At 70.5% G+C, this 20,144-nt stretch carries 24 protein-coding genes and 1 pseudogene; 16 read left to right on the forward strand and 9 right to left on the reverse strand.

Annotated features, from left to right (window positions below):
• Nucleotides 1-126 precede the first annotated feature (126 nt).
• Nucleotides 127-1,116: a GNAT family N-acetyltransferase gene (locus tag QE410_RS02905; protein WP_307327582.1), complete on the forward strand. Its 990-nt coding sequence runs from the start codon at nucleotides 127-129 to the stop codon at nucleotides 1,114-1,116.
• A gap of 63 nt (nucleotides 1,117-1,179) precedes the next feature.
• Here the strand turns inward: QE410_RS02905 and QE410_RS02910 are convergent, their stop codons facing one another.
• A complete protein-coding gene (locus QE410_RS02910; RefSeq protein WP_307327585.1) occupies nucleotides 1,180-1,578 on the reverse strand; it encodes a helix-turn-helix domain-containing protein in 399 nt (132 codons plus the stop codon).
• Between the two features lie 79 nt (nucleotides 1,579-1,657).
• On the opposite strand from QE410_RS02910, the gene QE410_RS02915 reads away from it, so the two are divergent.
• Complete coding sequence (locus QE410_RS02915) at nucleotides 1,658-2,257, forward strand: NADPH-dependent F420 reductase (RefSeq protein ID WP_307327587.1); 600 nt, start codon at nucleotides 1,658-1,660, stop codon at nucleotides 2,255-2,257.
• A 77-nt stretch (nucleotides 2,258-2,334) separates the two neighbouring features.
• Here the strand turns inward: QE410_RS02915 and QE410_RS02920 are convergent, their stop codons facing one another.
• Entirely contained in the window at nucleotides 2,335-3,111 is a 777-nt protein-coding gene (locus QE410_RS02920; protein WP_307327590.1) for a siderophore-interacting protein, read from the reverse strand.
• A gap of 81 nt (nucleotides 3,112-3,192) precedes the next feature.
• Here QE410_RS02920 and QE410_RS02925 point away from each other — a divergent pair, with 81 nt between their 5' ends.
• The 4 genes from QE410_RS02925 to QE410_RS02940 all read left to right on the forward strand — a co-directional run bounded on the left by QE410_RS02925 (nucleotide 3,193) and on the right by QE410_RS02940 (nucleotide 6,989).
• On the forward strand, nucleotides 3,193-4,161 hold the full coding sequence (locus tag QE410_RS02925) for a siderophore ABC transporter substrate-binding protein (RefSeq protein ID WP_307327593.1): 969 nt from the start codon (nucleotides 3,193-3,195) through the stop codon (nucleotides 4,159-4,161).
• 110 nt (nucleotides 4,162-4,271) lie between these two features.
• Nucleotides 4,272-5,231 carry an ABC transporter permease gene (locus tag QE410_RS02930; protein WP_307327596.1) on the forward strand — a complete coding sequence of 320 codons (960 nt, stop codon included), beginning with the start codon at nucleotides 4,272-4,274 and terminating at the stop codon, nucleotides 5,229-5,231.
• Nucleotides 5,224-6,234, forward strand: coding sequence for an iron chelate uptake ABC transporter family permease subunit (locus QE410_RS02935; protein WP_307327599.1), 1,011 nt, complete (start codon nucleotides 5,224-5,226; stop codon nucleotides 6,232-6,234). The genes QE410_RS02930 and QE410_RS02935 overlap by 8 nt, the downstream gene beginning before the upstream one ends.
• Nucleotides 6,231-6,989 carry an ABC transporter ATP-binding protein gene (locus tag QE410_RS02940; protein WP_307327602.1) on the forward strand — a complete coding sequence of 253 codons (759 nt, stop codon included), beginning with the start codon at nucleotides 6,231-6,233 and terminating at the stop codon, nucleotides 6,987-6,989. The genes QE410_RS02935 and QE410_RS02940 overlap by 4 nt, the downstream gene beginning before the upstream one ends.
• 13 nt (nucleotides 6,990-7,002) lie before the next feature.
• Here QE410_RS02940 and QE410_RS02945 read toward each other — a convergent pair whose 3' ends face one another.
• Nucleotides 7,003-7,224: a hypothetical protein gene (locus tag QE410_RS02945; RefSeq protein ID WP_307327605.1), complete on the reverse strand. Its 222-nt coding sequence runs from the start codon at nucleotides 7,222-7,224 to the stop codon at nucleotides 7,003-7,005.
• Nucleotides 7,225-7,299: 75 nt separating this feature from the next.
• Here QE410_RS02945 and QE410_RS02950 point away from each other — a divergent pair, with 75 nt between their 5' ends.
• Complete coding sequence (locus QE410_RS02950; RefSeq protein ID WP_307327608.1) at nucleotides 7,300-8,139, forward strand: siderophore-interacting protein; 840 nt, start codon at nucleotides 7,300-7,302, stop codon at nucleotides 8,137-8,139.
• 39 nt (nucleotides 8,140-8,178) lie between these two features.
• On the opposite strand, the gene QE410_RS02955 is transcribed toward QE410_RS02950, so the two are convergent.
• Together QE410_RS02955 and QE410_RS02960 are read right to left on the reverse strand one after the other, a co-directional pair.
• A complete protein-coding gene (locus QE410_RS02955) occupies nucleotides 8,179-9,168 on the reverse strand; it encodes a DNA-3-methyladenine glycosylase (protein WP_307327611.1) in 990 nt (329 codons plus the stop codon).
• A gap of 67 nt (nucleotides 9,169-9,235) precedes the next feature.
• Entirely contained in the window at nucleotides 9,236-9,985 is a 750-nt protein-coding gene (locus QE410_RS02960) for a winged helix-turn-helix domain-containing protein (protein ID WP_307327614.1), read from the reverse strand.
• A gap of 436 nt (nucleotides 9,986-10,421) precedes the next feature.
• On the opposite strand from QE410_RS02960, the gene QE410_RS02965 reads away from it, so the two are divergent.
• The 8 genes and pseudogenes from QE410_RS02965 (at nucleotide 10,422) to QE410_RS03000 (ending at nucleotide 17,448) form a co-directional block, all read left to right on the forward strand.
• Nucleotides 10,422-10,721: a GNAT family N-acetyltransferase gene (locus tag QE410_RS02965; protein WP_307327617.1), complete on the forward strand. Its 300-nt coding sequence runs from the start codon at nucleotides 10,422-10,424 to the stop codon at nucleotides 10,719-10,721.
• 83 nt (nucleotides 10,722-10,804) lie between these two features.
• Entirely contained in the window at nucleotides 10,805-11,014 is a 210-nt protein-coding gene (locus QE410_RS02970; RefSeq protein ID WP_307327619.1) for a hypothetical protein, read from the forward strand.
• A gap of 1 nt (nucleotide 11,015) precedes the next feature.
• On the forward strand, nucleotides 11,016-11,333 hold the full coding sequence (locus QE410_RS02975) for a hypothetical protein (protein ID WP_307327621.1): 318 nt from the start codon (nucleotides 11,016-11,018) through the stop codon (nucleotides 11,331-11,333).
• 150 nt (nucleotides 11,334-11,483) lie between these two features.
• A pseudogene (locus QE410_RS02980) lies at nucleotides 11,484-11,777 on the forward strand (exonuclease SbcCD subunit D); the annotation flags it as partial.
• 160 nt (nucleotides 11,778-11,937) lie between these two features.
• Nucleotides 11,938-12,639 carry an exonuclease SbcCD subunit D C-terminal domain-containing protein gene (locus QE410_RS02985; protein ID WP_307327625.1) on the forward strand — a complete coding sequence of 234 codons (702 nt, stop codon included), beginning with the start codon at nucleotides 11,938-11,940 and terminating at the stop codon, nucleotides 12,637-12,639.
• Complete coding sequence (locus tag QE410_RS02990) at nucleotides 12,636-15,647, forward strand: SMC family ATPase (RefSeq protein WP_307327628.1); 3,012 nt, start codon at nucleotides 12,636-12,638, stop codon at nucleotides 15,645-15,647. Before QE410_RS02985 ends, QE410_RS02990 begins: the two co-directional genes overlap by 4 nt.
• Nucleotides 15,648-15,683: 36 nt before the next feature.
• Nucleotides 15,684-15,866: a hypothetical protein gene (locus tag QE410_RS02995; RefSeq protein WP_307327631.1), complete on the forward strand. Its 183-nt coding sequence runs from the start codon at nucleotides 15,684-15,686 to the stop codon at nucleotides 15,864-15,866.
• 82 nt (nucleotides 15,867-15,948) lie between these two features.
• Nucleotides 15,949-17,448 carry an MFS transporter gene (locus QE410_RS03000; RefSeq protein ID WP_307327633.1) on the forward strand — a complete coding sequence of 500 codons (1,500 nt, stop codon included), beginning with the start codon at nucleotides 15,949-15,951 and terminating at the stop codon, nucleotides 17,446-17,448.
• Between the two features lie 110 nt (nucleotides 17,449-17,558).
• On the opposite strand, the gene QE410_RS03005 is transcribed toward QE410_RS03000, so the two are convergent.
• From QE410_RS03005 to QE410_RS03020, 4 genes are all read right to left on the reverse strand, one after another.
• Nucleotides 17,559-18,116, reverse strand: a complete 558-nt coding sequence (locus QE410_RS03005; RefSeq protein WP_307327637.1) for a nucleoside phosphorylase — start codon at nucleotides 18,114-18,116, stop codon at nucleotides 17,559-17,561.
• A gap of 79 nt (nucleotides 18,117-18,195) precedes the next feature.
• On the reverse strand, nucleotides 18,196-19,140 hold the full coding sequence (locus QE410_RS03010; protein WP_307327640.1) for an aldo/keto reductase: 945 nt from the start codon (nucleotides 19,138-19,140) through the stop codon (nucleotides 18,196-18,198).
• 74 nt (nucleotides 19,141-19,214) lie between these two features.
• Nucleotides 19,215-19,349 (reverse strand): hypothetical protein, encoded by a 135-nt coding sequence (locus tag QE410_RS03015; protein WP_307327644.1) that lies wholly within the window; start codon nucleotides 19,347-19,349, stop codon nucleotides 19,215-19,217.
• A complete protein-coding gene (locus QE410_RS03020) occupies nucleotides 19,346-19,543 on the reverse strand; it encodes a hypothetical protein (RefSeq protein ID WP_307327646.1) in 198 nt (65 codons plus the stop codon). Before QE410_RS03020 ends, QE410_RS03015 begins: the two co-directional genes overlap by 4 nt.
• A 99-nt stretch (nucleotides 19,544-19,642) precedes the next feature.
• Between QE410_RS03020 and QE410_RS03025 the strand changes: the two genes are divergently transcribed.
• Complete coding sequence (locus QE410_RS03025; protein WP_307327649.1) at nucleotides 19,643-20,140, forward strand: DUF427 domain-containing protein; 498 nt, start codon at nucleotides 19,643-19,645, stop codon at nucleotides 20,138-20,140.
• Nucleotides 20,141-20,144: the final 4 nt, after the last annotated feature.

Genomic DNA, 20,144 nt, shown 5'->3' on the forward strand with positions numbered 1-20,144 from the left:
CGGAGGCTAGCGCGCCCCTCCGACATCGGTCGCTGTTCCCTGCTCGGCGCCGCTGGCACGATCGGTCCACAGCGGCGACGAGTGCACCGGGGCGGCGATGTCGGAGTGCCGGGATACGGTCGGACGATGGCCGTCACACTGCACCGGGCGCCCGTCGCCGAGATCGACCCTCTCACCCTCTATCGCATCCTCTGGCTGCGGGTCACGGTCTTCGTCGTCGAGCAGCAAGCCGCGTACCCCGAGATCGACGGCCGCGACATCGAGCCCGGCGCCGAGCTCCTGTGGGCGAGCGAGGGCGACACCGTGCTGGCCACCCTGCGCGTCCTGAGAGAGCCGGGCAACACGCGCATCGGCCGCGTCGCCACCGCCCCCGACGCGCGAGGCCGCGGCATCGCCGCCGATCTGATGCGCGAGGCGATCCAAGTGCTGGATGCCGAGGCCCCCGGCATCCCGATCCTGCTCGACGCCCAGGCGCACCTCGCGAGCTGGTACGGGCGATTCGGGTTCGTGGTGTCGGGCGAGCCCTTCGCCGAGGACGGTATCCCGCACCTGCCGATGCGTCGCACGCGCCTGAGCACCGCGCGCCTCGTGTTGCGGGAGTGGACCCGCGACGACCGAGACCGCGCGTTCCTCTTCGACATGTACCGCCGGCCTGAGGTGCGTCGTTGGCTGGGCGACGGGCGCGTGATGACGGACGAGGCCGAGGTCGATGCGCTGCTGGATCGCTGGACCGGTCTGGCGGACGGCATCCTGGGAGTGCGGGCCGTCGAAACGGCCGACGGTGCGCCCCTCGGTTCGGTGCTGCTCAAGCGCATCCCGTGGTCGGCGAGCGTGTGTGACGGGCACCCCGACGACATCGAAATCGGCTGGCACTTCCACCCCGATGCCTGGGGCTCAGGCTACGCCACCGAGGCCGCGGCGGCCGTGCTCGCGCTCGCCCGGAAGCACGGCATCCATCGCATCGTCGCCGTCACGAACCCGGCGAACGCCGTGTCGGGGGCGGTCGCCGAGCGCATCGGGCTGCGCGCCGTAGGCGAGACGGGTGCGTACTACGACACGACGTGCGCGCTGTACGTGTCAGCCGACGGGGGTGGAGTCCCGGCTGTGCACGGCTGACCGATCGGTCGATCCCGACCTCGCGGCGCGCATGCCTTCCGCGGAGCGTGCAGGCCCGATGCGTCAACCCTGGTCGGCCGGCTGACGCGAGTCCCAGTCGGCACGGCTCGCGGTGATCGTCGCCCTGTGCTCCTCGGCCCAGTCGGCGAGTGCGCGCAACGGCACCGTCAGTGACTGGCCTGTCGCTGTGAGTGCGTACTCGACGCGTGGCGGCCGCATGTCGATGACCGTTCGCGTGATGAGCCCGTCGCGCTCCAAGCGTTGGAGGGTGAGCGTGAGCATTCGCTGCGAGATGCCCTCGATGTCTCGTTGAAGGGCGCGGAATCGGTACGGCTGTCGAGCGAGGGCCGCCACGACCAGGATCGACCATTTGTCCCCGACCCGCTCCAGGATGTCCTTGAGTGAGCACCTTTCGGCGGCGAATCGCGGCGCCGCGGTTACGGCGGTGTACCCATCGGTCATGAGAGTGCCTTCTGTCGTCATGGACTCGTGGTTACTACTCTGACGCTGGTTATTTCTAGTAACCGCGAGAGGACGCAACATGAGAATCGGCATTCTGGGCACGGGGCGGATGGGGCAGGCGCTGGCCGAACTGCTCCGCGGTGCCGGTCACGACCTCGTGCTCGGATCGCGCACGCCGGGTGAGGCGTCGTTCCCCACCGTCACGCTGGGGGAGGCGCTCACCCACGGGGAGGTCGTCCTCATCGCCTTGCCGCACGCCGCGATCGAATCGAACATCGCCCTGCTTTCGACGATCGCGCCGGGGACCGTCGTGATCGATCTCGCGAACGCGGTGCTGGTCGAAAACGGTCGGATCCGCTCAGCCCTGGAGCAACCGCACGGACGGTGGCTGGCTGACCTCCTCGCGCATGCAAGAGTGGCCCGCGCCTTCACGCATATCCACGACGAATTGCTCGTCAGTCGAGCGATGCGCCAGCCCCACACGTGGGCGATCGCGGTGGCTGCCGACGATGTCGAGGTCCTGACCATCGCCGAGACGCTGGTCCGGGACGCAGGGTACGTGCCCGTGCCGATCGGCGATCTCAATCGCTCGTCGGTTCTCGACCCGGGAGGTCCGCTGTTTCCCAACATGTACCTGCCCGGGGACATGCGGGATCTGCTTCGCCGCCACGGCGCGTGAGGTGGGCGTCGCACGGCAAAGCCCGTGTGGAGCTTCGGCCGGAGTGGCCCGCGTGGTGATCGCAGGCCCTGACGGCCCTAGTGCGGCGCGTGATACTCCGCGGTGCCGCGCTTCCAATACCCCTTCACGACCGTGGCGGCGGGATCGCTCGTCCACCGGTCAAGCAGCAGGGCGCGCCCGGCTCGAACGATCGACTGCTCCGCGGCGACGAAGCCGAAGACGCACCCGTCCGGTCGTTCCTCCACGTCGAGCGCATCGAGCCAGTCGGCGAGCTCCTCGCCGGCGGGGCGCTCGCCGCGGTGCAGCTGCACCACCTCGACGCCCGGGGGAGCGGCGACGGGCAGGTCGTGCGCCGCATCCGGAACTTCGATCGCGATCCGCCCGATCGCGTCGTCGTCCATCGCCGCGGCGAACCGGCGGATGGCCGGAACCGCGGTCTCATCTCCCGCCAGGAGCCACGCGTCGGGGCGCCCGACCAGCACCATCGATCCACGCGGACCGCCGACGCCGACGGGTGCACCCAGGGGAGCGGATGCCGCCCACTGGCTGCCGACACCGGCCCCGTGCAACGCGATGTCGATGTCGAGCCAGCCCGCTTCGGCATCCCAGCTCACCGGCGTGTACTCGCGGTTCGGGGCCTCGCGAAGGTCGTGACCGGGCTCCTTCGGGAAGAACACGCGGATGTGGTCGTCGGCGCCGGGGGAGTCGAAGCCCCGCAGCTCGTGGCCCTCGACGCGAAGGCGCACGTACGACGGTGTGAGGAATGTCCGCGCGGCGAGGGTGGCCGAGCGGAAGACCAGGTCGTGGCGGCGGGGTTCGAGATATGCGCCGAGGCGCGGGTTCGACAATGTCACGCAGGTAAGGCTAACCTCACAAACCGAGCGCCGTCATCCCCTGCGGCGGCTCGACTCACACACAGCACTGGAGAGATTCGCATGAGAACCCGCCTGATTCGTCCCCTCGCCGCCGCCTCGCTGGTGGCCGCCCTCGCCCTCACCGGATGCGCCGGCACCGCCGCCGCCCCCGCCGAGGAGCCCACCGCGGCGACGACCGTCACCGTCGAAGACAACCACGGCTCGATCGAGGTGCCCGTCGCTCCCGAGCGTGTCGTCGCGCTCGACAACACGACCTTCGAGACGCTCAGCGAGTGGGGCGTGAAGCTCGTCGCGGCCCCCAAGCCGCTCATGTACGACCTCTGGCCCTCGCTCTCGGGCGGCGATGAGGTGCTCGACGCGGGCCTGCACCGCGAGCCGAACATCGAGAACATCCTGGCCGCCGAGCCCGACCTCATCGTGGGCGGTTACCGCTTCCGCGAGCTCTACGACCAGCTGAAGGAGATCCAGCCGGCGACGATCGAGACGAGCCCGCGCGACGGCGAGGAGCACACGTCCGAGCTCAAGCGTCAGACGACGATCCTCGGCCAGGTGTTCGCCAAGAACGACGAGGCGGCGAAGCTGAACGCCGATCTGGATGCCGCCATCGCCGACGCCAAGGCCGCCTACGACCCCTCGCAGACGGTGATGGGCCTGATCACCTCGGGTGGCAAGATCGCCTACGCCGCCCCCGGCGAGGGACGTGGCGTGGGTGTGCTGTTCCCGACGCTGGGCCTGACCCCCGCTCTCGAGCGCGCGGCGGAGAACGCCTCGCACGGCGACGACATCAGCGTCGAGGCGATCGCCGCGGCGAACCCCGAGTGGCTCTTCGTGCTCGACCGCGACGCCATGTTCGGCGAAGACGGCTACGTCTCGGCCAAAGAGCTCGTCGAGAACGCCGAGGCGCTGAAGAACGTCCCCGCCGTGCAGAAGAACCAGATCGTCTACCTCGACGGCAGCTTCTACCTCGACGAGGGCATCCAGGCCTACACGAAGCTGTACCGCTCGGCCGCCGAGGCCTTCGCCTCCTGACCCCCACCCCGCCGCGCGCGCGTGAGGGGTCAGAAGATGTCGCTTGGGCCCGCCCCAGGCGACAGAAAGTGACCCCTCACGCGCGAGCGAGGCGGGGAGGGAGGGATGCCATGAGACAGACCGTCATGCGACCCCGGGTCGCGCTGCCCGCCGCGGGTGTCGTCGTCGCAGCGCTCGTCATCCTGTCGCTGTTCGTCGGCGCCTACGACCTGACCGCCGACGACTTCGGCGGCGAGATGTTCTTCATCTCGCGCGTGCCCCGCACCCTGGCGCTCGTGCTCGCCGGCTGCGCGATGGCCGTCTCCGGCCTCATCATGCAGCTGCTCACGCAGAACCGCTTCGTCGAGCCCTCGACCACCGGTACCTCCGAGTGGGCCGCCCTCGGTCTGCTCGTCACGGTCCTGCTCGTGCCCACGGCACCCCTGCCGGTGCGCATGATCGTGGCATCCGTCGCCGCCTTCGCCGGCACGATGGTGTTCATCGCGATCCTGCAGCGCATCTCGCTGCGTTCGTCGCTCGTCGTGCCGCTGATCGGCATCATGCTCGGCGCCGTCGTCTCGGCGTTCACCACCTACCTGGCCGTGTCCACGAACTCGCTGCAGATGCTCGGCACGTGGTTCATGGGCAGCTTCACCTCCATCGTCCGCGGACGCTACGAGGTGCTGTGGATCGTCGCGATCGTCGTGCTGCTGGTGTTCCTCTACGCCGACCGCCTCACCGTCGCCGGACTCGGCCGTGACATCGCCACGTCGGTCGGGCTCGACCACACGCGCGTCCTGCTCATCGGCACGGGACTCGTCGCCGTCGCGACGGGGGTCACGACGGTGGTCGTGGGCTTCCTGCCGTTCCTCGGGCTGGTCGTGCCGAATCTGGTGTCGATGTGGCGGGGCGACAACGCCCGCGCGAACCTGCCGTGGGTGTGTCTCGGGGGCGTGGCGATCGTCGTCGTCTGCGACATCGTCGGGCGGGTGATCCGGATGCCGTTCGAGGTCCCCGTCTCGATGATCCTCGGGGTCGTGGGTTCCGCCGTGTTCATCACCCTGCTGCTGAGGATGCGTGCCCGTGGCTGACACTCTGACCCGCTCCGCGCCGACTCTCGCGACCCGTCGTCCACGGATCGCGGTGCGCTTCGGCATCCTGGCCCTCATCGTCGTGGTCGCGGCCGTGGGCGTGCTGACCTGGAACGTGCCCGGCGAGCCCGGCTCGCGCGCGTTCTGGCTCGCGGTGAATCTGCGTGTGGTCAGCGTCGCGACGATCGCGCTCGTCGCGTGCTGTCAGGCCGTGGCGACGGTGCTGTTCCACACCGCGACGGCGAACCGCATCCTGACCCCGTCGATCATGGGCTTCGACGCGCTGTACGTCGTCATGCAGACGGCGCTGGTGTTCTTCTTCGGCAGCGCCGCGCTCTCGGCGACCGACGGCCTGCTCAAGGTCGCGGTGCAGAGCGTGCTGATGGTGGGGTTCGCGACCCTGCTGTACGGCTGGCTGTTCGCGGGGCGTCGCGGCAACCTGCACGTGATGCTGCTCGTGGGGGTCGTGCTGGGTGTGGGGTTCGGCTCGCTCTCCACCGTCATGCAACGCCTGCTCACCCCCAGCGACTTCGACATCCTGTCGGCACGCCTGTTCGGCAACCTCTCGAACTCGGATGCCGAGTACCTCCCCTGGGCGGCGCTCGTCGTCGTGGCGGTGCTCGTTCTCGTCTGGCGGGCCCGGCACCGGCTCGACGTGCTCGCGCTCGGTCGGGAGGCGTCCCTCAATCTGGGCCTGTCGTACCGGCGCGAGGTCATCGGCATGCTCGTGCTGGTCGCCGTGCTCATCTCGGTGTCGACCACCATGGTCGGACCGATGACGTTCTTCGGGTTCATCGTCGCGACCCTGGCGTATCAGCTCGCCGGGTCATCACAACACCGGATCGTGCTGCCGTTCGCCGTGCTGCTGGGAATGGCGACCCTCCTCGGCGGGTACTTCGTGCTGCGGCACATCTTCTACGCCGCCGGGATGCTCTCGATCATCATCGAGTTCGTCGGCGGCCTGTTCTTCCTCGTGTATCTGCTTCGAAAGGGCAGCCTGTGATCTCGCTCACCGACGTGACCATGAGCTACGGCGACCTCACGGTGCTCGGCCCCGTGACCCTCGACATCCCGGCCGGCGGCGTCACCGCGCTCGTCGGACCCAACGGCGCCGGGAAGTCCACTCTTCTCACGATCGTCGGGCGCCTGACCAGCGCGACCGGAGGGCGTGTCACCGTCGGCGGTCACGACGTGACGTCGACCCCCGGCCGGGCGCTGGCGAAGATCGTGTCGATCCTGCGCCAGGAGAACCACTTCGTCACGCGGCTCACGGTGCGCGAGCTCGTCGGATTCGGGCGTTTCCCGCATTCGCGGGGGCGCCTCAGCGCCGACGACCACGTGAAGATCGACGAGGCCATCGCCTTCCTCGACCTCACCGAGCTGTCGGGCCGCTACCTCGACCAGCTCTCGGGTGGCCAACGCCAGCGCGCCTACGTCGCGATGGTGCTCGCGCAGGACACCGACTACATCCTGCTCGACGAGCCGTTGAACAACCTCGACATGAAGCATGCCGTGGCGATGATGGGTCAACTGCGCCGCGCGGCCGACGAACTCGGCAAGACGATCGTCATCGTGGTGCACGACATCAACTTCGCCGCCGCCTACGCCGATCGCATCGTGGCGCTCTCGGAGGGACGGGTGGTGCACGTCGGTACCCCGGGTGAACTCATGACTCCCACCACGCTCGAGGAGGTGTTCGGCACGCCGGTCGAGGTGCGCCGTGACGGGCCCTACCCGCTGGCGGTGTACTACCGGTGAGCCTGCCGGAGCGTCAGAGGTGGATGCCGTTGTCCTCGTCGTTCACGCCGACGTTGCGGCCGCGGCTGGACTCGTACGCGATGAGCCAGCCCACCGAGACCGCCGCGGCGATGACGATGCCCAGCCACACGTTCTGCCACACCAGCCCGAACAGGATGCCGAGGCCGAACAGCAGCACGCTGCCCAAGACCCAGTACGTGCGTCCGCGCGGCCAACCGGTTCCCGTCTGCGTCATGCGCCCAGCCTAGGTCGCGCGACACGGCGAACACCGGACGCCACGGACGACGACCCACGAGAGAAGGAGGGGCCGATGGCCCGCACCAACGCCGCGCAGACGCGCGTGAAGCCCGACAAGAGCGAGCTGCTCATGCTTCACGTCGTGCGCCGACGGCGCCTGTCACCGTCGTTCGCGCGCGTGACGGTGGGCGGGCCCGACCTGGCGCGCTTCACCGCGATGGGCGGGGACCAATGGTTCCGGCTCTTCCTCCCCGTCGCCGAGGGCACGCTCGCCCGCCTCCCGAACCGCCTCGACACTCTCGCCTACATGCGGTACCTCGCGATCGCGAAGACCGAGCGCCCCGTGCTGCGCAACTACACCGTGGCCGCCTTCCGTGCCGGCGGCGAGAACGGTCCCGAGCTCGACGTCGATTTCGTTCTGCACGGATCCGCCGCCGACGGTACGGCGGGGCCGGCGGCGACCTGGGCGGAGACCTGCGAGCCCGGCGACACCGTCGCCATCCTCGACGAAGGCGTGCTCTTCACCCCGCCTGTGGACCGGCCCGGTCCCCTCGCTCTCGTCGCCGACGAGACCGCGCTGCCCGCTCTCGCCGGCATCCTGGCATCCCTTCCCCCCGACGCGACGGGAAACGCCTTCGTCGAGGTTCCGGATGCCGCCGATGTCCGCGTTCTGGAGGCCCCGGCCGGTATCGAGGTGCAGTGGGTGGTCCGGCCCGACCCGTACGCCACCCCGGGCTATGCCGTGCTGACCGCCGCGATCGAGGCCAGCGCGGCGAGCGTCGTGCCGGTATCGGCCTGGGTGGCGGGGGAGCAGTCGCTGGCCGCCGCGATGCGTCGGCATTGGGTGCGCATCGGCGTCGACAAACGGGCGATCTCGTTCACCGGATATTGGCGCGCGCCGCGGTCGCGCTGAACCCCGGCGATTCCGCTCCTTCCGCCGAGTCGGCGGTGGTCAGCGGTCGCGGTGGTCTTCGGGATGCAGGCGCGGGCCACGACGCGGCTCGAGCGCCGAACCCGCGTAGATGAGACGGATCACCCGCTGTCGATGCCCCGCGAACGGCTCGAGCAGCTCGAGCATGCCATCGTCGTCGGTGCGGTGACCGGTGAGGGCGAAACCCACCTGGTGCGCGAGGTGGTAGTCGCCGGTGCTCACGGCATCCGGATCACCGAACGCGCGGATACGTGTCTCGGCGCTCGTCCAGATGCCGACGCCGCGCACACTGATGAACACGCGATCGCGCGCCTCGCCGTCGGCGGCAGCGGTCGCGGCACGGACGATGGAGTCGCCACGACGCGCTGTCTCGACGATCGTGCGCGACTGGGGCGGCTCGAGCCCGGCCCGGTGCCACGCCCACGACGGCACGCGCCGCCAGCCTTCGATGTCGGGAGGGGCGAACATGGGGAGCGGGGTCGGTCCGGGGGCGCGCTCGCCGTACCAGGTGACGATGCTCCGCCAGGCCGAGAAGGCCTGCATGCTCGTGACCTTCTGCTCCATGATGGCGCTGATCAGAGCGTCGAAGACGAGGTCGGTGCGCCCGATCCGCAGGTCGGGATGCCGCCGGTGCCACTCGGCGACCGACGGATGCCGCGACGCGTCGAATCCGTCGGGGTCATCGCTGGCGCCGCACAGCGCGGGCAGCTGTTCGAGCGCCCAGGGCGCGCCCGGACCCCACGCTGCCGCGCGCACGCCGCCTCCGACGCGCTGGCGCAAGGCCAGGGTGGCCACCCCGAGGGGGGTGCGGCTGACCCGCCACACCACACCACCCGAGCCCAAGGGGCTGGCCGAGAAATAGGTGGGGTCGTTGCGGCCGTGCCGCTGGGCGGCCACGGCCCGCCCGACGTCGACGGGGCGCGACGGCTCGTACTCGGTCTCGAGGGGGCGTTCGACCGGTGCGGCGAGATAGCGCCGCGCGTGGTGCGTGCGAACCCCGGTCGACCTCATGCCGACACCCTACGTCGCACCGCCGACATCGCGGCATCCGGATCGGTCTGCGGTGGGCGTCGTCCGCTCAGAACCGGTCGGGCGACGGGGTGCCGTGGCCGTAGCGGATCGAGACGTCGGCGTGCCGGTCGAAGCGGTAGCCCACGCCCCGAACGGTGCGCACGATGTCTTCGTAGGCGCCGAGCTTCGCTCGCAGGCGCCGCACGTGCACGTCGATCGTGCGCTCGCCGGGAGCGTCGTCGTCGGTGGAGCCCTCCCACAGGGATGCCACGAGCTCGGTGCGCTCGATCGTGCGCCCCTCGCGCAGCACGAGGTACTGCAGCAGCTCGAACTCCTTGAAGGTGAAGGCCGCCGATTCGCCGTCGATGAGCACGCGCTTGCGCGAGATGTCGACGACGACGCCGCCGGCGGAGCGGTCCTCTTCGGCCGGCTCCTCCTTCGTGCGGGCCACGGCCGACGGCTCGTGCAGAGCGAGGCGCACGACGTCGACGTCTCGACCGCCCGCGCCGGCGGGGGCCAGGGCGACCGTGGCGTACGTCTCTGCGGCGGGGGCCAGCTCGCCGAGCGTGCGGCGGAGGGCCTCGACGAGGGTGCCGAGGCTGACGCCCGCGGCGGCGGCCTTCGCCTCGTCGATGCCGACGTAGAGCGCGAAACCGCGCGGGGCGGTCGATGCGGCGGGACGTGCGGGTGCGGCGGTCGGGGCCGGAGTGCTCGCGGGCGGCGCGGTCTGCGCCGAGGCGGACGCCGGGCGCAGGACGGTGGTGGGGCGGGAGGTGGCAGCGGTCACGGGACGATCGAGAACGGCGGAAAGCGACATGAGGAGAAGTCCTTGGGGGTGTGAACCCGGGCGTCGTCATGAGCGGGGTTCGACGGGAGGTGTGGGCCGGAGGGCCGGAGTGCGGTGCGGGTGTGCGCGTGATCGACGCGGACAGCCCGCGACCGGGGGACGACGTCGGCGTTCAGAAGCACGAGGGTCGTCCGGGCGAGGGTCGCGGTTAGCGGCACATTCGACAACACATGACAGCGCGGCCGGGCATCATCATGCCGGCAGTCCTGTTCGCCTCCCGGGCGGACAGAGAACGCGCGAAGTCAGTCATGGCGGCATTATTGCCCACCGAGTCCAACAACGTCAAATCATGACGACCGACCCCCGGCTGCGCACTGCGCGTGACCCGGCCCGGCGAACCTGCGCCATCGCCGTGCATTCTGCGTCATCCCCGCGCCGGTGTCCGTCGGCGGCGTACCCTCACGGCATGTCCGATCTGCACTTCGCCGACGACAAGACGGCATCCCGATTCACCCTCCACCGGGGCGACGACCTCGTCTCCGTCCTCGACTATCGCGACGACGGGCGCACGATCGCCCTCACCCGCGCCTTCACCATTCCGACGTATCGGGGCCACGGGTACGCCGCGATCGTGACGGAGGGCGCCGTCGATGCGATCGAGGCGGCGGGTGGGCGCGAGATCATCCCCGTCTGCTGGTACGTGGGTGAGTGGTTCGACGCTCATCCCGAGCGCGCCGGCCTGCTGCACCGACGCCCGGCGACCTGATCTACGCACGGCCCGGGCGGTCGTCAACCCCTGCTTCGCGCCACCCGGGCGGCAGCAAGCTTGAGATCTCGAAAGGGGGAGTCATGAACGACGACCGTGATCTGCCCGAAGGCGTCATCGACGCCGATCCGCCGGGCGGCTGGGAGAGTGGTGCCGTGGCAGACGGTGAGACCGCCGAGCGCAACGACCACGCGAAGGGATCGCCGCGGCTGAACGATGCGGAACCCTCGGACCCCATCGAAGGCGATGCCGCCAGCCAGGGCATCGACCCCGACCTGAGCACGGAGGACTGACATGACCGACGCAACCCGGACACCCGAGCCGAGCACCGGACCCGACGGAGGCGCCGACGCGGCCGATTCGGTCGGCGGTGCCGTGCACCGTGATCACAAACCGTCTCGTCCCGACGAGCAGTCGGCTCCGGCGATGGACACCCACCCCACCGACGACGAGGCACGTATCCAGGGCGTCATCGTCCAGACGCGTGCCGACGTCGGCGACAAGAGCGAGGAGCGCATCGCCGACGTTCTCCGCCAGCGTTTCTCCGACATCGGTCTCGACCTCGGCGACGACCGCATCCGCGCGCTCGCGGCCGAAGTCGCCGGCGGCTGACGACACCTGCCGAACGCCCCGCCCGCCTCGTGCGCAGCGGGGCGTTCGCACGTCGTCGAATCGCGGCCGACCGTCGCCTCGGCGGTGACCTCATGGCCGTCCGCGCGTTTGCTGCGAGCCGATGTCGGAGGTGCGACGTACCGTGTCTGCATGCGCATCCTGCACACCTCCGACTGGCACATCGGGCGCTCCTTCCACGGGCACTCCACTCTCGACGCCCTCAGCGGCGTGCTCGACGTGCTCGTCGGTCAGGTGCGTGAGTACGCCGTCGACGCGGTCATCGTGGCCGGTGACGTCTTCGACTCCGCGGCACCGTCGGCGGCCTGCTATCCGGTGCTCTCCCGCACGTTGGCTGCGCTCGCCGACGCCGGCGCCCACGTCGTCGTCACCAGCGGCAACCACGACTCCGCTGCGCGACTCGGCTTCCAATCGGCCCTGCTGCGCGAGGGCATCACGGTCGTCACCGATCCTTCCGGAGTCGGAACCCCCGTCACGCTGACCGACGAACACGGTCCCGTGCACGTCTACGGCATCCCCTACCTGGAGCCCGCGATCGTCCGCCACCTGTGGCAGGGGCGTCGAGCTGCGAAACCAGGCGCAGACCATGGCTCACGCGCTCGACCTCGTGCGCGCCGATCTCGCCGAGCGCGGTGGCCGGTCCCTCGTGGCGGCGCACTGCTTCGCCGCCGGCGTCGATGCGACGCCGGGTGTCGAGCGCGAGATCCGGCAGGGTGGTCTCGACGTGGTCCCGCTCGCCGCGTTCGACGGGCCCGATTATGTAGCGCTCGGCCACATCCACGGCCGGCAGCAGCTCTCCGAGCGCGTGCGGTACGCCGGTGCCCCCCTGCACTACAGCTTCGGTGAGGCGGGCAAGCCGCGCGGATCGTGGCTGGTCGACCTCGGCGCCGAAGGATTGTCGTCGGTCCGGTGGCTCGATCTGCCCGTTCCGCGTGCGCTCGTCACCGTGAAGGGCCGTCTCGACGACCTCCTCACCGACGACCGCTACGACGCCGAGACAGAACACTGGGTACGCGCCGAGTACACCGATCCCACTCCGCAGCCCGACCCGATGCGCCGACTGCAGGCTCGGTTCCCGTTCTGCGCGACCGTGGTGCATCAGCCCGCCGAGACCCGGCCCGACGACGGCGACGGCTACGCCCGTCGGGTACGCGCCGCTCGCGACGACGCCGAGATCATCGACGCCTTCCTCGCGCACGTCCGCGAGGGCGAGGGCGCCACGGCCGCCGAGCGCGACCTCATCCGCGACGTCCTCGACGCCCGCACCGTGGCGGAGGCCCGCGCATGAAGCTGCACCGGCTGGAGCTGGAGGGGTTCGGACCTTTCCTCGCCGCACAGCACGTCGACTTCGACGCCTTCGCGGACGACGGCATCTTCCTCATCACCGGTCGCACCGGCGCGGGCAAGTCCAGCGTGCTCGATGGCGTCTGCTACGCGCTTTTCGGCGGCGTGCCGCGCTATGACGGGGCAGAGCGTCGTCTGCGCAGCGATCACTGCGAGCCCGACGACCCCACGCGAGTGACGCTGGAGTTCAGCGCCGAGGGCGACCGCTGGCGCGTCACGCGATCGCCCGAATTCGAGCGTCCCAAGCGCCGCGGCGGCGGCACGACGAAAGAGCCGCACCGGGCCCTTCTCGAGGTACTCGCCCCCGAGGGGTGGACGGGCGTCGCTGCGCGGCCGGTCGACGTCGCGGCGAGACTCGACGAGATCCTGGGCCTCACGCAGCAGCAGTTCCTGCAGGTCATCCTGCTGGCGCAGAACCGCTTCGCCCGTTTCCTGCTCGCGAAGAACGACGAGCGACTCAGTCTGCTGCGCACGCTGTTCGGCACGCGTACGTTCGAGCAGTACGCCGCCGACCTCGACGAGCGTCGCAAGCGCGCGCAGGAGCGCCTCGCCGCCGAGGGCGTCGAAGTCTCCACGCTGCTCGACGAGGCCGAGCGTCTCGTCGACGAGCTTCACGACGAGGGCGGTTCCGGGGGCGCCGACGCAGCAGACGGCGGTGCGCGCAGCGTCGCCGAGCGTCTCGCTCGCGTCGTCCGGGCGGTCGAGCGCGCCGAGTACCGCGTCGACACCCTGATACGCGAGAACGCCGCGGTCGACGCCCGGCTCGACGCCGCCCTGGCCGCCGAGCGCGAGGCTCGATCGCTCGCCGATCGTCACAGAGAACGAGAGACGGCGCGCGCCGCACTCGCCGATCTGGAGGGCCGCTCCGAGTCCATCGCGTCCGCCCGTCGAGAGGCCGCGGCCGCCGCGGAGGCCGAAGCGCTGCGCCCGGCGCTCGACGCCAGCGCTACGGGGCACAAGACCGTCGCCGCCGCCGACGAGCGGCACGCAGCGGCCCTCGCCCGCGTCCGTGCGTGCGGCGAGGTCGAGGCGGAGGGCGATCTCGAACCCCGCGCCGACACGCTCACCGCCCTCCTCGCCCGGGGCGAATCCGCGCTCGAGGCCGAGTCGTCGCTCGCAGCCGTCGACCGCGAGGTGAGCATGCTGCGGGCGCGCGCGGACGGCATCGAGATCGAACGGCAGACGCTCACCGACGGCCGCGCCGAGGTTCCCGACATGCTCGCGGCCTTCGGAGACCGGCTGGCGCAGTTGTCGGGAGCCGATGCCCGCTGCCAGTCGGCGCTCGCTCATCGCGACGAGACCGCACGTCGTCTCGAGGCCGCCCGTGAAGCCGCGCGATTGCTCGACCGGCGTGACCAGGCCGACCTGGCGTCACTGGTGCGTGCCGACGAACTTCAGCGGGCGGTCGAGGCGTGGACGACCCTGCTGCGCAGACGCCTCGCCGGTGCCGCGGTCGAGCTCGCCCACGAGCTCGTCGACGGTGAGCCGTGCGCGGTCTGCGGCGCCCGCGAACACCCCCGCCCCGCCCGAGGAACCGACACCCCGGTGAGCGATGCCGACCTCGCGGCAGCGGAAGAACGCAAGAACGCCGCGGCCGAGAGTGACCGGCTCGCTTCCGACGCGGCGCGAGTCGCCCGCGACGCGCACGCGATGGCGGCGGCCCTCGCGGGCGGCGAAGACGTCGAACAACTCGAAACGCGTCTCGCCGCGGCCGAGACCACGCTCGCGAGCGCGAAGGCCGACATCGACGAGGCCGAGCGCGTCCGCATCGATCGCGACCGTGCCGCCGACCTCGACGCAGGCATCGCGCGCCGTCTCGGCGTGCTGACCGACGAACTCGCCGCCGCCCGTCAGGAGTTCGCCCTCGCTCAGCAGCGCGCAGACGCACTCCGCGCCGAGGTCGACGCCGCCCGCGGCGACTTCGAGACGGTCGCCGCCCGTCAGCGCGACCTGCGCGCGCGCCGCGGCGCGGTGCGCGAGCTCATCGCAGCGCAGACGGCTCTCACGAACGCGCTCGAGACCCGCCGCGCGGCGGATGACGCCCTCCACACGCTCATCGCCGGCAGCTCCTTCGCCGATCCCGACGCGGTCACCGCAGCCCTGCGTTCGGCGGCGGAGCGTCGCCGGTTCGACACGACGATCGCGGAGTACGACGCCGCCCTCGCCGCGACCCGGCAACGGCTGCTGGAGCTCGAACTGACACTCGTCGACGCGGGTGACGACCCCGTCGACGTCGCGCCCTTCGCGGTCGAGGTGACGGCGGCCCGCGAGGCCGTGCAGTCCACCGCGGCCGCACACGCCGCGGCACGCGCTCTGGCCGAACGCCTCCGCTCGCTCGCCCAGCGTGCCGACGCCGGCCACGCCGCGACCGCGGCACTCGCCGACGAGCACGCGGTCGTCGCCCGTCTGGCCGACACGGTCGCCGGCCGAGCCCCGAACACGCGCCGCATGACGCTCGAGACCTTCGTCCTCGCCGCCGAGCTCGAAGAGATCGTCACGCGGGCCAACGTGCGTCTCGAGCACATGTCCGCCGGGCGATACCGTCTGCAGCACACCGACGCCCTCGCCGCGCGGGGCGCGGCCAGCGGCCTCGGGCTCGAGATCATGGACGCCTTCACCGGGCAATGCCGGCCGCCGCAGTCGCTCTCGGGCGGCGAGACCTTCCTGACCTCCCTGGCGCTCGCGCTCGGACTCGCCGAGGTGGTGACCGCCCGAGCCGGTGGTCTCCGCCTCGACACGCTGTTCATCGACGAGGGCTTCGGTTCGCTCGACGACGACACCCTCGACCTGGCCATGCGCACCCTCGACGAGCTGCGTCAGGGTGGACGGACGGTCGGCGTCATCAGCCACGTGGCGTCGATGCGCGACCAGCTTCCCGCCCAGCTGCACGTGACGGCCACCCCCCGCGGCCCGAGCGTCATCCGGCAAGACATCGTCACCGCCGCCGGTTGAGGGTCGGCGCGGCGAGCCCGCATCTAGGCTTCTCGTATGCGCAAGAGCACTCTGTGGACCATCGTCGGTGTCGTCGTCGCCGTGATCATCGCCTGGGTGCTGGTCAACGTGTTGTTCTCGCTGATCGCCTTCGCGTTCCGCCTCGTCGCCGTGGCGGTCGTGGCGCTGATCGTGTTCTTCGTCCTCCGCGCGGTATTCGCCCGCCGGGAGATCGACTGATTCGCGTCCGGGTGCTGCTGCTGTTCGCCGTCGAGCGCAAGCCCGGATGCGGTGTCGGAGGTCCCGAGTAACGTCCGAGGCGATGCCTGATCAGCGCCCCACCCCCGAGTCCGCCACGCCCATCACGCAAGACATCGCCCTGTCGTCGCGGCATCGGTGGCGGGCGTATTGGGTGGCTGTCTCGGTGGCCGCGCTGACGATCCTCGACCTGACGAAGGTGAATGTCGCGTTGCCCTCGATCGAGGCGGCGCTGAACGCGGGGCCCACGGAGCTGCAGCTCGTCGTCTCGGGCTACATCCTCACCTTCGGCCTCGTACTGGTCCCCGCGGGGCGGCTGGGCGACCTCCGCTCCCGACGCGTGCTCTTCCTCGTGGGGCTGTCGCTGTTCCTCGTCACGAGCCTGGCCTGTGCGCTCGCCCCGAACACCACGGTTCTGTTGGTCTCTCGCCTCTTGCAGGGCGTCGCTGCCGGCATCCAGATGCCGCAGGTGCTCGGACTCGTGCAACAGCTGTTCCAAGGCAAGGAACGCGGACGAGCCTTCGGCCTGTTCGGCGCGACCATCGGCATCGCCACGGCGTTCGGACCCACCCTGGGTGGGCTCCTCATCGCGATCGGGGGAAGCACCGACGGGTGGCGGCTGATCTTCTGGATCAACATCCCCCTCGTCGGCGTCGTCATCGCACTCGCCGCCTGGCTCCTGCCCGACACCCGCACGAAGTCGCACCGCCGCCTCGATCTCGATCCGGTGGGGGTTCTGCTCTTCGCGCTGACGATCCTCGCGCTGATGTGGCCGTTCCTGTTCACCACGGGCAGCCCCGACGACGATCCGAACCGCTGGTGGTTGCTGGTGGCATCCGTGGTCTTCGCCGCGGCGTTCGTCTACTGGGAGCGGCGGTACGCCGAGCGGGGCCGGATGCCGCTGATGCCGTTCTCGATCTTCTCGCTCGCGTCGTATCGCAACGGCGTGCTCATCTCGACCGCGTACTTCTCGGCGATCCCGGCGATGTTCCTCCTCGGGACGCTGTTCCTCCAGGGCGGATTGGGTCTCGAACCGGTGTTCGCGGGCATGGTCACGATCGGGTTCGCGGTCGCGTCGGCCTGGAGCTCGTGGATCGGCGGCAACCTGGTCACCCGCCTCGGTCGTCCGCTCGTGGTGTGGGGGATCCTCGGCATGGTGGCCACCGCCGGGAGCCTCGTGCTGGTCGCAGTGTTCACGCCCCCCGAGTGGACGGCGTGGGCGATGGCCGGGGTCATGGCGTTCGGGGGGTTCGCGGGCGGGCTCGTCATCTCCCCGAACCAGACCCTGACCCTCGCCGATATTCCCGTGCGCAGCGGTGGCGTCGCCGGCTCCGTCGGTCAGCTGGGCCAGCGCATCGGCACGGCCGTCGGCACGGCGATCGCCCTGGCGCTGTTCTACGCGACGGTCTATCGCGAACAGGACACGGTCAATGACCAGGTGGTGCTGTACCACGATGCCTACGCGTCGGGCATGATCACCGTCGGCGTATTCCTGGGTCTCGCGCTCGTCGTCGGCGTCGCGGATCTAGCGAAGCGCGCCAAGACGGGCTCGCAGACGCCGTAGTCAGCGGATGCCGCAGAAGTGACCCTGCGAGCGGCGCGGCCCGCTTCGCCCTCTGCTGCAGGGACGGGCGGGGGTTTGGACGGCTGCGACCGTCGAATGTCGGGAGGTCGTCAGACCCCGTAGCGCGAGCGGATCTCCGCGCGCAGCTGGTGACTGCACCGTTCGACGACGACGTCCCACAGCTCGGTGGCGCCGTCCTGCGCGCGGTCCGAGACGGCGCGCAGGATGCGGATGGGAACGTCGAACTGCTGCGCGACCCAGATCAGGGCGTATGACTCCATGTCGACCAGTCGCGCGCCGAGCCCCCGAATGAGGGCGACGGTCTCGGCGTCGTCGACGAAGTGATCACCCGTGGCGATGATGAGACCGTCGTGTCCCGTGTCGACGCGAGGCGGGAGCGACACATGCTCGCCGAAGGTGCCGTCCAGGCCCTTCACGTCGTGCTGGATCGCACCGGCGATGTCGTAGATGCCCCCCTCGACGGCGTCATCGATCGCGCCGGCTGTGCCGACGACGACGATCTCGTCGTAGCGTCCGCCGCAGAGCGCACGAGTCAGCGCCGACGCCGCCGGAATCTTGCCCACCCCGGTGAGCAGACGTTCGAAGCCGGGGATGTCCGCCTCGAAGGCGGTGAGTTCGGACGCGTGGGCGGCGACGAGGAGCTTCACCCCTCCATTCTGACGGGTACGCGAGAGGGGTCGCTCCCGCTGCGCGGTCCGGGCCCCGCGCAGGCCCGGACCGCGCGCGTCAGTCCTGAGCCGGTTCCGACGCCGCGGAGAGACGGGCGAGCTCCTCCGGAGACAGCTCGAGCGAGGCGCTGGCGAGGAGGTCGGCGACCTGCTCGACCTTGGAGGCGCTGGCGATGGGTGCGACCACGGTCGGCTGCGCCCGCAGCCATGCGAGTGCCGTCGTGGCGATCGACGCGTCGTGCGTACGCCCGATCTCCTCGAGCGCCTCGATGAGGGCGAGGCCGGCGGGGGTGGCGAGCTTCGCGGCTCCCTCCGCGCGCGGCGAGTCTCCCGTGGCATCCGATGAACGGTACTTGCCGGTGAGGAATCCGCTCGCGAGTGCGTAATAGGGGACGAGCGACATGCCGTACTGCTGGGCGACCGGCACGATGTCACGCTCGACCTCGGTGCGGTGCACGAGGTTGTAGTGCGGCTGGATGGCGACCGGCAGATCGGCGCCCGACGCCTCGGCGAGCGAGATCCACTCGCGCACGCGCTCGGCGGTGTAGTTGGAGACGGCGACGTAGCGCACGAGGCCATCGCGCACGAGGTCGGCGAAGGCCGTCACGGTCTCTTCGAGCGGCGTCTCGGCGTCGTCGAAGTGGGCGTAGTAGAGGTTGATGGCATCGACGCCCAGTCGCTTCAGCGAGGCCTCGGCCGCTGCGCGCACATTCGTCGCGCCGAGTCCGCGGAAGTCGGGGTGCTGGCTGACCTTCGTCGCGACCACGACGTTATCGGGTCGACGGGAGGCGAGCCATTCGCCGATCAACGTCTCGCTCTCGCCGCCCGAGTTTCCGGGCGCCCATGCGCTGTACACGTCGGCGGTGTCGATGAAGTCGCCGCCGCCGTCGCGGAAGGCGTCCAATACCGCGAACGAGGTGTCGCGGTCCGCCGTCCAGCCGAACACGTTCCCGCCGAGCGAGAGGGGGAAGACGTCGAGGTCGCTGCGTCCGATGCGCGTCATGATGCCCTTTCGGAAGGGGTCGAAGCCCCTGGGACAACCACCGGCGCCGGCGGACATTCCCGCGACGCGCCGGATCAGCTCCCGCCGGAGAGGATGCCGATCAGCCCGCTGATCAGCAGCCAGAGCCCGATGCCCGCGCCGGCGATCCAGATGACGACCGTGCCGGGCGGGAACTTCTTCTTGCCGCCGTCGTCGCCGGGCCCGCTCACGAGCGCACCATCATCACGATCGAGACGATCAACACGGCGAGACCTCCGACGACGGCGATGGCGGCGATGATGGGGCCCCCGCCGGCGAAGAACGCCGTCACACCGAGGGCGAGGAACAGCGCTGCCACCACGATGCCGATGATCTGGTACACCCGGTACCGACGACCGTCCGTCAACGTCTTCTGCTCGGTCACACTGCCCCCTTCCGCCCCAGGCTATCGAATAGCCGCGCGCCTGCCTGGCTGTTCTGCCCAGACGACCCCCACGACCGCGGCGCGGCGTACCGTAGGCGCATGGCGCGCCCCGTTCCCGACCCCGTTCGTCCCGGCCAGGAATCCGTGTGGGATTACCCCCGCCCGCCACGCGTGGAGCGTGAGAACCGGCGGGTTCAGATCGACTTCGGCGGGACGCGCATCGTCGACACCGACGATGTCGTGCGGGTGCTGGAGACCAGTCACCCGCCCGTCTACTACGTGCCCATCGCCGCATTCGGTGACGCGCTGTCGCGGGGACAGGGGGCCTCGTTCTGCGAGTTCAAGGGCGCTGCACGCTATTTCGACGTCCGTGGTGGCGGGGGAGTGGTCGCCGAGCGCGCCGCGTGGAAGTATCCGAACCCCCTACCCGGGTACGAGATGCTGCACGATCGCGTGGCGGTGTACGCCGGTGCGATGGATGCCGTCATTCTGGGTGGCGAGACGGTGCAGCCGCAGCCCGGCGGCTTCTACGGGGGCTGGGTCACGGCAGAACTGGCGGGTCCGTTCGAGGGCGTCCCCGGCTCGATGGGCTGGTAGCCGA

The sequence above is a fragment of the Microbacterium sp. SORGH_AS_1204 genome (assembly GCF_030818935.1).
Taxonomy (GTDB): domain Bacteria; phylum Actinomycetota; class Actinomycetes; order Actinomycetales; family Microbacteriaceae; genus Microbacterium.

What these genes read in the sequence shown, in the direction of transcription:
- QE410_RS03025 (WP_307327649.1), top strand. Translation starts at nt 19,643, where the DNA reads ATGGCGCGCCCCGTTCCCGACCCCGTTCGTCCCGGCCAGGAATCCGTG.
- QE410_RS02950 (WP_307327608.1), top strand. Translation starts at nt 7,300, where the DNA reads ATGGCCCGCACCAACGCCGCGCAGACGCGCGTGAAGCCCGACAAGAGC.
- QE410_RS02985 (WP_307327625.1), top strand. Translation starts at nt 11,938, where the DNA reads ATGGCTCACGCGCTCGACCTCGTGCGCGCCGATCTCGCCGAGCGCGGT.
- QE410_RS02955 (WP_307327611.1), bottom strand. Translation starts at nt 9,168, where the DNA reads ATGAGGTCGACCGGGGTTCGCACGCACCACGCGCGGCGCTATCTCGCC.
- QE410_RS03000 (WP_307327633.1), top strand. Translation starts at nt 15,949, where the DNA reads ATGCCTGATCAGCGCCCCACCCCCGAGTCCGCCACGCCCATCACGCAA.
- QE410_RS02990 (WP_307327628.1), top strand. Translation starts at nt 12,636, where the DNA reads ATGAAGCTGCACCGGCTGGAGCTGGAGGGGTTCGGACCTTTCCTCGCC.
- QE410_RS02925 (WP_307327593.1), top strand. Translation starts at nt 3,193, where the DNA reads ATGAGAACCCGCCTGATTCGTCCCCTCGCCGCCGCCTCGCTGGTGGCC.
- QE410_RS03010 (WP_307327640.1), bottom strand. Translation starts at nt 19,140, where the DNA reads ATGACGCGCATCGGACGCAGCGACCTCGACGTCTTCCCCCTCTCGCTC.
- QE410_RS02975 (WP_307327621.1), top strand. Translation starts at nt 11,016, where the DNA reads ATGACCGACGCAACCCGGACACCCGAGCCGAGCACCGGACCCGACGGA.
- QE410_RS02995 (WP_307327631.1), top strand. Translation starts at nt 15,684, where the DNA reads ATGCGCAAGAGCACTCTGTGGACCATCGTCGGTGTCGTCGTCGCCGTG.
- QE410_RS02910 (WP_307327585.1), bottom strand. Translation starts at nt 1,578, where the DNA reads ATGACCGATGGGTACACCGCCGTAACCGCGGCGCCGCGATTCGCCGCC.
- QE410_RS02960 (WP_307327614.1), bottom strand. Translation starts at nt 9,985, where the DNA reads ATGTCGCTTTCCGCCGTTCTCGATCGTCCCGTGACCGCTGCCACCTCC.
- QE410_RS02970 (WP_307327619.1), top strand. Translation starts at nt 10,805, where the DNA reads ATGAACGACGACCGTGATCTGCCCGAAGGCGTCATCGACGCCGATCCG.
- QE410_RS02945 (WP_307327605.1), bottom strand. Translation starts at nt 7,224, where the DNA reads ATGACGCAGACGGGAACCGGTTGGCCGCGCGGACGCACGTACTGGGTC.
- QE410_RS02905 (WP_307327582.1), top strand. Translation starts at nt 127, where the DNA reads ATGGCCGTCACACTGCACCGGGCGCCCGTCGCCGAGATCGACCCTCTC.
- QE410_RS02930 (WP_307327596.1), top strand. Translation starts at nt 4,272, where the DNA reads ATGAGACAGACCGTCATGCGACCCCGGGTCGCGCTGCCCGCCGCGGGT.
- QE410_RS02965 (WP_307327617.1), top strand. Translation starts at nt 10,422, where the DNA reads ATGTCCGATCTGCACTTCGCCGACGACAAGACGGCATCCCGATTCACC.
- QE410_RS02915 (WP_307327587.1), top strand. Translation starts at nt 1,658, where the DNA reads ATGAGAATCGGCATTCTGGGCACGGGGCGGATGGGGCAGGCGCTGGCC.